Consider the following 13,003-nt stretch of genomic DNA (forward strand, 5'->3'; position numbering starts at 1 on the left):
GTATATGATAAATGTAGAAAAAGTTACTAAAATGTATGGGCCATTCACAGCACTATTTAATGTTAGCTTTAAGGTTGAAGAAGGCGAAGTGCTTGGTATACTTGGCCCAAACGGAGCCGGAAAGTCCACATTAATTAAAATATTAACATCATTTCATTATCCAAGCAAAGGTAATGTAAAAATTTTTGGAAAAGACATCGTAGAGCATTCAAAAGAAATACTACAACAAATAGGATATGTTCCTGAAAAATTAGCTCTTTATCCAGAGCTTTCTGTTAAGGAATATTTAAAGTTTATATCAGAAATAAAAGGTGTTAAAAACTTAAAAAAAGAAATTGATAGAGTGATAAGCATATTCAAATTAAAAGAAGTTGAAGATAAGCTGATTTCTCAACTTTCAAAAGGATTTAGACAAAGAGTAGGAATAGCTGGCGCTTTAATAAACAATCCTAAACTTGTAATACTCGATGAGCCAACAAATGGTCTTGATCCAAATCAAATAATTGAATTTAAAGAATTCTTAAGAGAACTTGCAAAAGAAAGTACAATATTATTCTCTTCACACATATTAAGCGAAGTAGAATCTATTTGCAAAAGAATAATTATTGTCAACAACGGAATAATTGTTGCTGACGACACAAAAGAAAATATCATTAAAAACAAACTTAAAGAAATTGAAATAGAATTAATAGCTTTAAAAAAATCTGAAAATGAAAAAAAATTTTTCAATAGCAAAAATGATATTTTCACATTAATACAGCTTGAAGAACACGAAAAAGACTTAAATATTTCATTAAAACTATCTCAAGGCAAAACAGAAGAAGATCTCTTTAGCTACATAGTAAAAAATAATATAATATTAAAAGCAATGATCCCAAAACATGAAAGCCTTGAAAAGATATTTAGCAAATTAACCAAGGAGAGAGAAAAATGAAAATAGATTTAAAACAATCTTTATCGCTTTCTAAAAAAGAACTAAAAATATTATTTGGAACTCCAACTGCATACGTTGTGATGCTATTTTTTTTAATATTCATAAACTTTTCATTTATTTTTTTATCAGGATTTTTTATTAAAGACAATGCATCTCTTACCTCTTATTTCTCTTCAATGCCTATTATTTTAATGTTAGTGCTGCCAGCACTTAGCATGGGAGTATTCTCAGAAGAACACAAAACAGGAAGCATTGAACTTCTTTATGCTCTACCGCTAAGTCCTCAAGAGATAGTCTTGGGCAAATTTATTACGCTTAAAATATTTACCTTAATATTATTCTCACTTACCCTACCTCTTACAATAATGACAATTTTCATGGGCGAATTTGATCTTGGGATAATCTTGCTTCAATATCTAGGAATAATTCTTTATTCTCTTTCCGTGCTAAGCATGGGAACATTTATATCCTCTATCACAAAAAGTCAAATAGTCTCTTACATTCTAACCGTATTTACACTAATATTAATACTATTTTCTGGGAAATTGGTTATGATCTTTGGAAAAGAAAATATAATAGGAGAAATGCTTAATTTTGTTTCAATAACTAATCACTTTAGCTATTTTAATATGGGCATATTAAACTTATCAGACTTTATTTATTTTATTACATTCACAATCACATTTCTAATGCTAAGCACACACAGTATAACACTAAAAAAATGGAGATAAATTTTATGAAAAATAAAGAAAATGAAGTTTTAAACCTAACTTTGAACCTTACAATAATCTTTTTGATTTTTTGTAATATATCTATTTTCATTTTTAAAATAGACTTTACAAAACACAAAGCTTTTACAATATCTAAAGTTACAAAAAATTTGTTCTCAAGTGCAAATGAAACAATATATATAACATACTACAATTCAGGAAGTCTTGAAAACTATTTTGCTTTTCCAAACCAAATAAAAAATTTTTTAATAAGTTTTTCTGATGCTTCAAAAGGCAAGGTAATTTACAAAGAAATTGACGCTGATAAAATTTCAACACCATTAGAGCACATTGGTATCCCTTCTCAGCAAATCGACCTAAGAGACATTAATCAGCTCTCAATACTCAAAATATACTCAGGAATTGAAATTATTTACGAGGGCAAAAGAGAAGTAATACCGGTTGTAACAGAAATCAGTAATTTAGAATATGACCTTGCAAATGGACTTGACAAGCTAATAAACAATACAAAAAAAGTTTTAGGACTTGCTTTTGGAGACAGCACTTTAAAAGAAGCACACAAAAACTTTTCCGAAATAATGAAAAAAGCATTTGGAATTGAAATAAAAGAAATAGATTTAAAAACTGAAAAATTAGAAGACATTAGAAAAGATATAAATGGATTATTCATTATTGGTGCTAAAGAAATTGATGAAGAAATTGCAAAAAAAATTGACGATTTTATTGTTAATGATGGAAAAATATTTGTTGCAACAAGTGCAATTGATTACAATCCTCAAAATCCATATGGCATAACTCCTATTAAATCTAGCCTATTTAATCTATTTGAAAGTTATGGCATAAAATACAACGACAATATTATTCTTGATAAAAGAGCGCCTACAATCTTTTTGGGTGGCAATTTCCAAACTTACTATCCATGGATCTTGATAGACAAAAGCAATATTGTAAAAGAAGACATGCCATTACTTAAAAATTTTTATACTGCTACAATTCCTTGGAGCAGCTCATTAGAACTTATAAAAAAAGATGAAGCGGAAGTAAAATTTTTACCTCTATTTGCAAGTTCTAAACAATCATGGCAAGTTAAAGAACCTAATCTTTCAAACATATCTTTGAATGCATTTGAAGTTCCAAATAAATTTGAAGAGAATAAAGTTAAAATACTAGGATATGCAATTGAAGGAAAAATTAAAAGTCCTTATAAAGATCAATATTCCAAAAATTCTAAAATAATCCTAACAGGATCAAGCATGATATTTAGTGATTATATGTACAACGGTTCCCCATCAAACTTTGAACTATCAGGAAGAATTTCGGATTATTTAATGCAAAAGGAAGAATTTTTTAATATTAAGTCCAGAGAAGTACGAGCTAAATTAAAATTTGCAAGCTCTTCAAACGAAATGGTCAATGCAAAGTTTTCATTAATAATTGTTAACTTAATTATTCTTCCAACAATAATATTAATATTTGGACTTGTTAGATTTACTAGAAAAAGAAAAGCAAATTAAGAATAAAGGAGTGTTTATGACAAAACCAAAAATATTCTCAATCAATAAAGAAAAAATAAAAATATTGATAATAATAGTGTTAACATCTACATTCTTATTGGGAATAATTTTTTCAAATGAAAATAAAGTAGCAAGGATCCTGGAAGAAAAATTTTTTGATTTTGACTTGAATTTAATTTCTAAAATTGAAACAGAGCTTGAAGGAACGCTAACAAAACTTGGCAAAGATTGGATGCTAACATATAATAAACAAAATATTCCTGTCGACAATAAAAAAGTCAACTCTCTAATCAAAGCATTAGACGAGCTTCAAAAAAATAAACTTGTAAGTAGGGATCAAAAAAAACACAAAGAACTGGGAATTGGAGAAAACCCAAGCTTCAAATTATTTGACAATAATAACAAGCTGTTAACAGAAATTTTTGTTGGAAAATCAGGAGAAGGCGATTCAAGACTGGCATACATTAAAGGCAGTGACGAAAATGTTTACTTAACAAAAAATATTTTCTTATCATATAAAGGAAATTCTTATAATACATTTTCAGATACTACATTGTTCCAAGAAAAAAACACAAAATTAGAAAATTTATCATTCAAAATAATAAGAAAATTAAACAAAGAAAATGAAAATAATATAAATAATAACTATGAGATTACTACTAAAGATGGCCTTTATTTTTTAAATAACCAAAAAATGACAAAGGAAAGGCCTTTAAATATTATTGCTGAATTTAAAGCCGATGGACTTGAAATTGATAAATCTAAAATAGACGACTATAAGCTTCAATACAAGATTGAAGTTAAATGGAACAATAAAAGTGTCAATAATATTGAAGTTTATTTTAATAAAAACGAAGAAAATGACAAAGACATATTAATCAAAAAAGATAAAGATGAATATTACTATATGACTAGCAAATGGACTTTTTTTGATGTATTTAACTTAGAAAAAAAATTAATAGAAAAAGATAATATTTCTAGCAATGATAATCAAGAAGATAATCATGAACATCACAACAATGCAGATTAATCTTGCTATACATAAAAAGCAGAAAAAGAAAAACATATAAAAATAAATATAATCAAAATGTAACCATAGCAAAGACAACATTTTATCAAAAGATAAGATGTTGTCTGGCTTTACTGATAATATCTTTTAAATTAAAATTAATACCAAATAAAAAAACCGCTCAGTTATCAAAAATTAATTTAAGAGTTTTTATAAAAAATAGAATTTAAACGAATGGATTTTTAACCTTTAGTAAGTAAAAATTTAACTTTTTTTAAAACTTCATACTCTTGTTTAATTTTAAAAATATTTCTATTAGGATTTAACTCAAGCTCACTTTCTACCCTGTCAATAAAATTTATTAATATGGCTTTTTCATCGCTATTTAGCACAACATTGCTTAAAGATTCTTCAGCATTAAATTTGCTCACAACCTTTTCAACATCATTAAAATTTAAATTAGAAAAAGAAGGATCATTAGTTATATTTTGAGAGCCGGGCTTTTCATAATTAGCAACATCATTGCTTTGGTCTTGATCTGCTTCATCTCTCAAATTATTATGCAAATCTTTCTCTTCATCATTAGAAAAAGAGCTCTCGACAACTTTAGAATCTAGGTCCTTTTTTAAAATATTTTCAAAATCATCAAATTCTTTTAGCTCAAAACGTTCACCAGAGCTTTTAAGAATAGCACAATTGCCACCATTCTCATGCTCCTCAATGTTTTCATTCTCATCAATCAAATCTAAACGTTGTTTATTATCTATGAAGCTCTCCAATTTTCCAAAGTTATCACAATTAGCAATAGAATGGGGATCTTCTCCACTCACCTTATACCCCGAAGAAGAACTATTATCCAAATTTTTATTAACAGAGTCTAAGTTTTTACCTGCCTCTATAACAAAACTTTCCAATTTTTCACCGCGATCGTTATTATTATCTAACTCTATATTTCCAGACACATTATCACTGCCAACATTAATATCTTCTTTTCTAAGAATATTATTAGAAATATTATCAGCCACATGCAAATTATTAGTCAAATTTAAATCTTTATCTCTATTAAATTTAACATCATTCTGAACTTCTTCATTTTCTTTTGGGGAATAATTAATACCTTCAAGAAGCGCATCTAATTCTTCTTGACCAATAGAAATATTAGGCAAATTATCTTCTTTTTTGGAAAATGAATCATCCGTCTCGGATGACTTTTTTTCAAAATCCTTCGAATCATAAGAAATAAAATCCCTTTGAACAAGCTTAAGACTATTATCAAGCATTTCTTTTTCAACTCTCTCAACACGAAGCTCAACGCCCTTTAAACAATTAATCAGCTCGCCATGCCTTTCTTTTAATATGTTATCGAGTTTTAAAAGCTTTTCATCTAGAAAAGTTTTAAGATTATCTGGAGATGTTGAAACAATATCAACAAACTCACTTTTTAAAAATACCTTTTCAATATCAAAATTAACTTCCTTGGGACCTTCTTTGATAAAAAAAATACTTTCCTTCATGCCAAACTTGCTCTCCAAAAACTACTCAATAGAAATAAAATCTAAACCAACTTTAACTACTTGTAAATATAGTATATTAAGAATATAATTACAAGCTGTATGATTATTTATAAAAAAATTGCAATGTCTTTTTACTCAGGAATACTAAGCTACTTTATAATAGCTCCCATATTTGGAGAGAGAGGATTTGTTAATTATCAAAAATTGGATAACAACTTAACATTAATAAAAAATCACATCGAAAAACTAAAAGAAATTCAAAAAGAATTAAAAGCAAGATATATTAACTTACAAGTATCTAAATCAGAAATTCTAAAAGAAGCAAAGAAATTGGGCTACTACCCAAAAAACTCAACAGTAATAAAAATCACCAACAATAAAGATCAATATAACCAAGGGCAAATATTAACCTTACAAAAACCCCTTTCCAAGAATCAAAATTTTTACCTTATATCAATAGCAATAAGTTTAATTTATTATTTTTTATCAAGCTGCATTATCCAAACCAAAAAAATTACAAAAAGCAATAAACTTGCTTCCAACAGCTCTAAGGATTAGTCTTTATTGAAAATATTTATTCTTAAAAATACAATATATTTATTAATTAATTTAATTTGTGCATCATTTTTTTGCGTATCATTAGTAGATTTTTTTTCAAATGAACAACAGTATACTCCTTTTGTTAAAGCAAATGTCTTAAAAAATTACTTACAATACATTGGAGTATATAAAAGTATAGAAAGATACACCCTGATACATGACTTCAACCCTAAATCAAAATTAAAAAAAGATTGCTTTTTAAAGCATATAGCTGGCAACTCATATATAATATACAAAACAAAAAATGAAGGAATACTGTGGGGTGATCATCGATACTCTCCACTGAGCAAAGGAAAGCCAACTACTAAAATAATTTTTCAAAAAATATTCAATACTTTAAAAGTATCAATTCCAGGTGCCCTGCTCTCTTATATTGCAGCAACAGTCCTTATTATAATTTGGAAAATTTACATAAAAAACAACCTAATAAATAACATTCTAGAATATTTAATGCTATTACTCCACTCCATGCCAAGAAACTTAACAGTATTTTTAATATTGTCTTTAATATATTACCTTAATTTAAACCCTAAAAATTTAATAATAGGTGGATTTGCATGTTTTTTTTCATTCTTCATATTTAATTCCGTAATTTTTAAACAATCTATTGACAAAACTTTATCAGAATTTTACATAAAAGCTGCAAAATCAAGAGGAATAAATAAATTACAAATAATCTTAAAACATGCATTAATTCCATCAATAACACCACTGCTCACAAACATGCGGCCTATTCTTACAACTGCTTTTTTTGGAGCATCAATGATTGAATCAATGTTTGAAATTGATGGAATTGGAGCATTATATTTAAATGCTTTGAAATTCAACGATTATGCTATTTCTAAAGATTTAATTTTTATTGGTGTTTTCATTATGCTTATTCCAAATATAATAACAGACATACTAATTTACAAAATTAACCCATATAAGGACACTCTAAACTAATGAAACCAAATACAATAATAAAAAAAATTTATATCGTAATATTCAATATATTTATTGTATTGTTAATTATTACTCCATCACTGGTTAATGAAAATTCAAAAATTGCAATCTATAAAAAAGATCCAAATAAAGTCTATTTAAAATCTATTAAAAATGTGCCTATGCCACCCACAAAAGACAACCCACTAGGAATCGACAAAATGGGAAGAGATATTATGGCAAGACTAATAATTGCAACCAGAAACTCTATTCTACTTTCACTAAGTTATGCAACAATTTCTGCAATAATTGGAATCTTCATTGGAACAATAATTGGCATGTTTAGTTTTGAAATTTGCATGCTAATTTCAAAACCAATCGAAACATTGCAAACGTTGCCCTTTTTTTACATTGTGTCTCTAGTTTTTTATTATTTTCTAAAACAAAAAACTTACAATATGCTTCAAGCAGCAACACTATTAGCATTGATTCATGGATGGATCAGATTTGCTTTTATTGCAAGAAACAATACATTAATAATAAAAAATTTAGATTATGTTAAAGCTAGTGAAGCTATGGGGGCAAGCAAAATTAGAATAATATTGCATCATATTTTTCCAGAAGTATTCTCATCAATATCATCTATAATCCCATTACAAATGGGAAGAAGCCTTACTACTTTTGAAGTAGTAAGCTTTTTACAAAAACAAGATAAAAATCTATACCCCAGCCTTGGAGAACTACTCAACTATATGCAAATGGGCAATAAATATCTATGGATATGGATCAATCCCTTACTCATATTAATAGGCATAAACATAATACTAGCAATGATAAATTTTCAGCTAAGAAAAAAAATGAAACATTTAATATCATCTTAAATAAAAAATTAACAAACTCTTGGAGCAAATTTTTCTAAAAAACAATTATTACAACTTACATTTCTAGAAGTACAAATTTCTCTTGCATGCTTATTGATAGCCATAGAAAATCTATATTGCTTACAAGGCTTTATTCTTCTTTTTAGATCCAACTCAATCTTAATAGGAGAATTTTCCAAAGAAAGAGCATGCCTTGTAATAACTCTACTAAAGTGAGTATCTACAATAATTGCAGGCTTATTGTAAACAGATCCAAGAATAACGTTTGCTGTTTTTCGACCTACTCCGGGTAGCTTAACAAGATCAAAAATATTATTTGGAATAACACCATTAAATTTTTCCAAAATATCAATAGAGCAATTTACAATATTTTTGGCTTTCCTTGAATAAAAACCAGTCTTATAAATTAATTTTTCAACATCTCTCACATTTGCCCTTGATAAACTTTCAAAATTCTCGTACCTTTCAAAAAGGTATGGAGAAATTTTATTCACCAAATTATCTGTTGTTCTTGCACTTAAAATCACCATTATTAAAAGTTCATAATTGTTTTTATAATTTAAAAAAGGCTTAACATCAGGATATCTAAACAAAGTCTCATCAACAATCAAATCAAGATTAATCATAAAAAAATTATAAAACATTATAAACACAAAACAAAAATAAAAAACATACAAAGTAAAGGTATCTAGACTTTATTGACAAGGATTTTTCAAAATGATATACTCATCATTAGAATTTAAAATGCACCAATAGCTCAATTGGATAGAGCAACAGACTTCTAATCTGTAGGTTTTAGGTTCGAGTCCTAATTGGTGCGCTTAATTCGGGATGTGGCCTAGTGGCTAAGGCACCTGCTTTGGGAGCAGGGGATCGTGAGTTCGAATCCCACCATCCCGAAAAAATGTTAAAAAAGCTAAAAACTTTTGTTTTTAGCTTTTTTAGTTTTTGAAAAATTTACAGAAATTTAATCAACCTGTTAAGTTATTTAACTTTCTTTAAAGTATTTAAATCTAAAATAACTAAGCTTTTAAACTCATCTTGCAAATAAATAAAATTTTTTCTCACAGAAAAGCTAGTAAAAGGCATAATTTTATTCTCTGAAAGAATAAACTCATCTAAATTTTTAGGAGAAAATTTAGCCAATCTCCAATCATTACTACTCTCTTTATCTCTAACAGCTACTAAAATCATTTTGGAGTCAACATAAAGAGATGAATTTTTATTAATCTCAAAATTAGACTCTGATACCACTTTTAAATTTTCAAGCTTATTAAGTATCTGAAGCTTAGCTTTTCCTGAATCCATTTTAATAACAACCAAATCTTTTTCACGTTCATAAATTCCATACCGCTGAATGCCTTGCTGAGTGCTTTCTTTAAGCCTAACACCAGTGTTTAAATCAATAAGCTGAAGAGTTCCTAAATTTGTAATTGGATCAATAACCTCTAAAAATACAGGACTACTGGAATCTATAGACATAGTAGTCAAATCTTTATCTAAAGAAGTATCTTGGTCTTTTTTAGCCTGAGGCTTAGTCTTTTGCAAATTAGCATCTTTATTATCTACCTTCTCTTTTGAATCAATGTCGTTATAAGAAGGCTTATCTAATGGTGACGATTCACCAACATTGCTATTAGATTTGGAAATCTTATCTAATTTCTCAACCTCAGAAACAGGTTTAAATTCTTTTTTACTATCTAATTTTTTATCTTCAGGTAATTTTTGATCTTCTGACATTATAAGATTTTTATCATTATTCAAATCGCCTAAGTTTGCACGTGATTTACCTTTGGTTATTTCTTCTTCCTTTGCTTTACTTTTTTCTTTGCTAGAAGCTTTAGAATTTAATTCTCGATCAAGATCTAATGCTTTATCATCTTTACTTTTCAAAAGCTCTGCATCATTTTTTTTGATTTCAATTTGCTTTTCAATTTCTATTTTTTGATTTTCATCATCAGTTTCTTTAAGCTGCTCCTGCAAATCTTCTATACTCTCTTTTATTTGCAGTTGCTTATCAACTTTAGGAGAACTTACATCACCAGGCTTTGGCAAATTCTTTTCCTTATTAATCTCGTTAATATCCTCTTGAATTTTCTCCCTAACAGTATCTCTTTGAACATCTAAATTATCTTCAGCAGAATCTAATTTTTGCTGAGCCTTATCAAGATTGATTGCCTTTTTATCTAGCTCTTCTTTTTGTTTCTTTTTAGCATCAACCTGACTTTCAATCTCTTTTTTATGCTCTTCATCTGTAGCTTTTTCAAGCTGATCCCTTAAATTTTCAATAGTTTCTGTTATATTGGAATCACTTTCATGAATATTGTCTAATTCAATGTCAATTTTATCTTGATCTGCCTTATGAGTTTCGCCTTGAATATCTGTAATATCTCTTGCAAAGTTAACACCCGCTTCATTTTCACTTAAAAGAGCTGCTACCACCTTATCTGTAACCAAACTGTCAATATCAATGTCAGACTCAATATTTCCAGACAGAATATCTTTTTTAAGAGGAATAAATATTTGTGTCTTTCCGGCCCACTGACTGTAAACCCTAGAAAGACCTGCATTTTCTTTAGTTAAAGACTTCAATGCAGCCTCAATATAAAACCCTTTATAATAATCCAAATCCCCTCTATAAACAGCATTATATATTGTAATAACCTTGGCAATTAATTCTGCGCTAGACCTATCATAATCGAAAGACTTTATTAAATACCCTGCAAGAATTTTTCTTAAGTTGAATATACTGTCAAGCTCTGACTTACTGCCAATAGAAAAAACATCAACGCTTGCTTTTTTATCTTGATCATCAATAAATCTATTAATAAAATATTTACCATAATAACTTGAGTTGCTATTGGAATTGGTCAACGGCCTTGCTAAAAACTCCCCAATACCCACTATTTGTTCATATGTATTTGTAGAATCATAAGGGCCTTTATAATTTACAAACTCAAGATCCATATTAACAAAGTCCTTTAATTTTTCCTTATCAACTTCCCTTGCATTAAGAGGAAATCCATTCAAAAAAATAAGAAAAAAACTAAAGATTAGTAACATTTTTTTCATAAAAGAAATTCTCCTATAAATTTAATTATAATCTACCTTACCAACTAAATTCACCAATTTAAACCTAATTTTAACACAATCGGATTTATATGCAAAACAGCTAATTCAATCTTGCGTGCTTGAAATATCTTGAATGCTTGAAATAATTTCATTAATGTACTTGTTAATATTTTCAGAAAAATTTTGCCGCCTCATAAACATTAATAACTTTATATACTTATGCTTACAAAGTTTAAGAAGTTCAGCTGTTGAATTTAAAATTATATTTCTCAAATTTAAAATCACAGAATAAGCTATTTCTAAATTACCTTGATAATTTAACACTATATTTTGGATGTAATTGTATATAATACAATCTTGCCCATAATAACTTTCAAATTTAGTAATAGTTTGAACTATGGCAATTATATTATTAATATCTCTCTCTCTAATTGCCAAATTAATAAAACTCTTAATTGAAGCTTCATCATTAACATATACAAAATATCTATAAAGCTTGCCTCTTGAAGCAATTCTATCAAACCTCTTTTCTGACAAAAGCCACACATTAAAAGCTTTTTCATATAAATTTAAATATTTTGTGGGAAAATTTCCATGTTCATTTGCAAGAAAATCCAAAATCTCTAAAAATTTATTATAAGCAGCATCACTATAATTGGAATTAAGGATCTCTTCAAGAAGTAAATAATTTTTATCATAATCTACAAAACGTTTTTCTTTTAAATCTATTCTGCCTTGATTATATTTATTACCTCCAAAATGGTTCCAAACGCTAACATCAAGCTCTTTATCGTATTCGTAATAATAAGTACTAAGAATCCAATCACCTCCTCCTAAGACAATAATACCTGAATTAGCACTAAGTCCTGACAAATCCTTAAGCTTAGCATCTGAAAAAGATATATCAAAATCTTCCTTGAAAGACAAAACTCCATTTGATTTGGTTGAAATTAAAAGATTTCTATTATTATAAAGAACAGCTTTCTCAATCTCAAAGTTCATTTTTTTTTTGAATTTAAGCTTAAAGTTTCTATTCAAATCAAAAAATATGCCAACATTTGAAATTGCGACATATTCACCATTAAACTTTTCAAACAAAAAATTAATAGGAAAATCTAACTTAATAGAGCCAACAACTTCCCCAAAATCTCTTCCATAAGCAACAATATGTCCTGACTTATGCCCAACAACTATCTCTTTTTTTGTATTTATCATTAACAAAAAAGGAAAAGCAACTAACCTGGAAAACCATTTCTTATTACCCAAAGAATCAAAAAAAATTATTTCATCATTTTCACTTGCAATACAAAAATCACCATTATCAAAAACTACAGGAGAAGTAGCAGGCCTGCCACCTATGTCAACCTCAAACATTTTTTTACCGCTATTTAAATCAATAGAAACAACCTTTTCATTAACAAGAGGAATTAGGATGTTAACATTTCCTATGGCAGGAGAGCTCAAAGGTGAAAAATCAAGCTTATACTTCCAAACAAGCTTTCCTCTTCTAATCTTTTGAACTTCATTTCTAACTGTAATAACATAATACCCATTATCAAAATCTTTCAAAAGAAAAGGATATGGCATTCTATTTAGTCTATAAGAATATTTCTTCTCAAATGACATTGTATAAGTAGTTAACCACCTATCTTTTGTTAAAACCGTAATAGTATCACGCTTTTCATCAATAATTGGATTGCCTGCAACTCTACCAGTTAATGCTTTTTGAAAATATAAACTAATATCAGAATAAAGCCTTAAAAAAGAAGCTAAAAACACAAATATGAAAAGTAGACTTCTCAAAATAAAAAACCTTTTGAGTTT

The 13,003-nt window shown here is 27.8% G+C and carries 11 protein-coding genes and 2 tRNA genes; 9 read left to right on the forward strand and 4 right to left on the reverse strand.

Annotated elements, in window-relative coordinates; all coding sequences use genetic code 11:
• The first annotated feature begins 4 nt into the window (after positions 1-4).
• From HNQ06_RS00480 to HNQ06_RS00495, 4 genes are read left to right on the forward strand one after another with little or no spacing between them, the layout of a single operon-like run.
• Complete coding sequence (locus HNQ06_RS00480; protein ID WP_184106881.1) at positions 5-934, forward strand: ABC transporter ATP-binding protein; 930 nt, start codon at positions 5-7, stop codon at positions 932-934.
• Complete coding sequence (locus tag HNQ06_RS00485; protein WP_184106883.1) at positions 931-1,665, forward strand: ABC transporter permease; 735 nt, start codon at positions 931-933, stop codon at positions 1,663-1,665. The genes HNQ06_RS00480 and HNQ06_RS00485 overlap by 4 nt, the downstream gene beginning before the upstream one ends.
• 5 nt (positions 1,666-1,670) lie before the next feature.
• The gene (locus HNQ06_RS00490; RefSeq protein WP_184106885.1) at positions 1,671-3,179 is read left to right on the forward strand and encodes a GldG family protein; all 1,509 of its coding nucleotides are present in this window, start codon (positions 1,671-1,673) and stop codon (positions 3,177-3,179) included.
• A gap of 16 nt (positions 3,180-3,195) precedes the next feature.
• Entirely contained in the window at positions 3,196-4,209 is a 1,014-nt protein-coding gene (locus HNQ06_RS00495; RefSeq protein WP_184106886.1) for a DUF4340 domain-containing protein, read from the forward strand.
• Between the two features lie 221 nt (positions 4,210-4,430).
• Here HNQ06_RS00495 and HNQ06_RS00500 read toward each other — a convergent pair whose 3' ends face one another.
• A complete protein-coding gene (locus HNQ06_RS00500) occupies positions 4,431-5,702 on the reverse strand; it encodes a hypothetical protein (protein WP_184106888.1) in 1,272 nt (423 codons plus the stop codon).
• Positions 5,703-5,801: 99 nt separating this feature from the next.
• On the opposite strand from HNQ06_RS00500, the gene HNQ06_RS00505 reads away from it, so the two are divergent.
• The 3 genes from HNQ06_RS00505 to HNQ06_RS00515 are packed head-to-tail and all read left to right on the forward strand — an operon-like array spanning position 5,802 to position 8,107.
• Positions 5,802-6,260 carry a septum formation initiator family protein gene (locus HNQ06_RS00505; RefSeq protein WP_184106890.1) on the forward strand — a complete coding sequence of 153 codons (459 nt, stop codon included), beginning with the start codon at positions 5,802-5,804 and terminating at the stop codon, positions 6,258-6,260.
• A gap of 6 nt (positions 6,261-6,266) precedes the next feature.
• Positions 6,267-7,247, forward strand: a complete 981-nt coding sequence (locus tag HNQ06_RS00510; protein WP_184106892.1) for an ABC transporter permease subunit — start codon at positions 6,267-6,269, stop codon at positions 7,245-7,247.
• On the forward strand, positions 7,247-8,107 hold the full coding sequence (locus HNQ06_RS00515) for an ABC transporter permease subunit (protein WP_184106894.1): 861 nt from the start codon (positions 7,247-7,249) through the stop codon (positions 8,105-8,107). The genes HNQ06_RS00510 and HNQ06_RS00515 overlap by 1 nt, the downstream gene beginning before the upstream one ends.
• A gap of 8 nt (positions 8,108-8,115) precedes the next feature.
• Here the strand turns inward: HNQ06_RS00515 and HNQ06_RS00520 are convergent, their stop codons facing one another.
• Positions 8,116-8,751 (reverse strand): endonuclease III domain-containing protein, encoded by a 636-nt coding sequence (locus tag HNQ06_RS00520; RefSeq protein WP_184106896.1) that lies wholly within the window; start codon positions 8,749-8,751, stop codon positions 8,116-8,118.
• A 102-nt stretch (positions 8,752-8,853) separates the two neighbouring features.
• On the opposite strand from HNQ06_RS00520, the gene HNQ06_RS00525 reads away from it, so the two are divergent.
• Positions 8,854-8,927, forward strand: a tRNA-Arg gene (locus HNQ06_RS00525).
• Positions 8,928-8,934: 7 nt separating this feature from the next.
• Positions 8,935-9,007 (forward strand) — tRNA-Pro (locus HNQ06_RS00530).
• A gap of 84 nt (positions 9,008-9,091) precedes the next feature.
• On the opposite strand, the gene HNQ06_RS00535 is transcribed toward HNQ06_RS00530, so the two are convergent.
• Together HNQ06_RS00535 and HNQ06_RS00540 are read right to left on the reverse strand one after the other, a co-directional pair.
• Positions 9,092-11,179 (reverse strand): P83/100 family protein, encoded by a 2,088-nt coding sequence (locus tag HNQ06_RS00535; RefSeq protein ID WP_184106898.1) that lies wholly within the window; start codon positions 11,177-11,179, stop codon positions 9,092-9,094.
• Positions 11,180-11,284: 105 nt separating this feature from the next.
• Entirely contained in the window at positions 11,285-12,982 is a 1,698-nt protein-coding gene (locus tag HNQ06_RS00540) for a PQQ-binding-like beta-propeller repeat protein (protein WP_184106900.1), read from the reverse strand.
• Positions 12,983-13,003 lie beyond the last annotated feature (21 nt).

The sequence above is a fragment of the Borreliella lanei genome (assembly GCF_014205895.1).
In the GTDB taxonomy this organism is placed as follows: Bacteria; Spirochaetota; Spirochaetia; order Borreliales; family Borreliaceae; genus Borreliella; species Borreliella lanei.

Excerpts from the sequence above, each read along its gene's own strand:
- HNQ06_RS00480 (WP_184106881.1), top strand. The coding sequence starts at position 5 with ATGATAAATGTAGAAAAAGTTACTAAAATGTATGGGCCATTCACAGCA.
- HNQ06_RS00485 (WP_184106883.1), top strand. The coding sequence starts at position 931 with ATGAAAATAGATTTAAAACAATCTTTATCGCTTTCTAAAAAAGAACTA.
- HNQ06_RS00490 (WP_184106885.1), top strand. The coding sequence starts at position 1,671 with ATGAAAAATAAAGAAAATGAAGTTTTAAACCTAACTTTGAACCTTACA.
- HNQ06_RS00495 (WP_184106886.1), top strand. The coding sequence starts at position 3,196 with ATGACAAAACCAAAAATATTCTCAATCAATAAAGAAAAAATAAAAATA.
- HNQ06_RS00500 (WP_184106888.1), bottom strand. The coding sequence starts at position 5,702 with ATGAAGGAAAGTATTTTTTTTATCAAAGAAGGTCCCAAGGAAGTTAAT.
- HNQ06_RS00505 (WP_184106890.1), top strand. The coding sequence starts at position 5,802 with ATGATTATTTATAAAAAAATTGCAATGTCTTTTTACTCAGGAATACTA.
- HNQ06_RS00515 (WP_184106894.1), top strand. The coding sequence starts at position 7,247 with ATGAAACCAAATACAATAATAAAAAAAATTTATATCGTAATATTCAAT.
- HNQ06_RS00520 (WP_184106896.1), bottom strand. The coding sequence starts at position 8,751 with ATGTTTTATAATTTTTTTATGATTAATCTTGATTTGATTGTTGATGAG.
- HNQ06_RS00535 (WP_184106898.1), bottom strand. The coding sequence starts at position 11,179 with ATGAAAAAAATGTTACTAATCTTTAGTTTTTTTCTTATTTTTTTGAAT.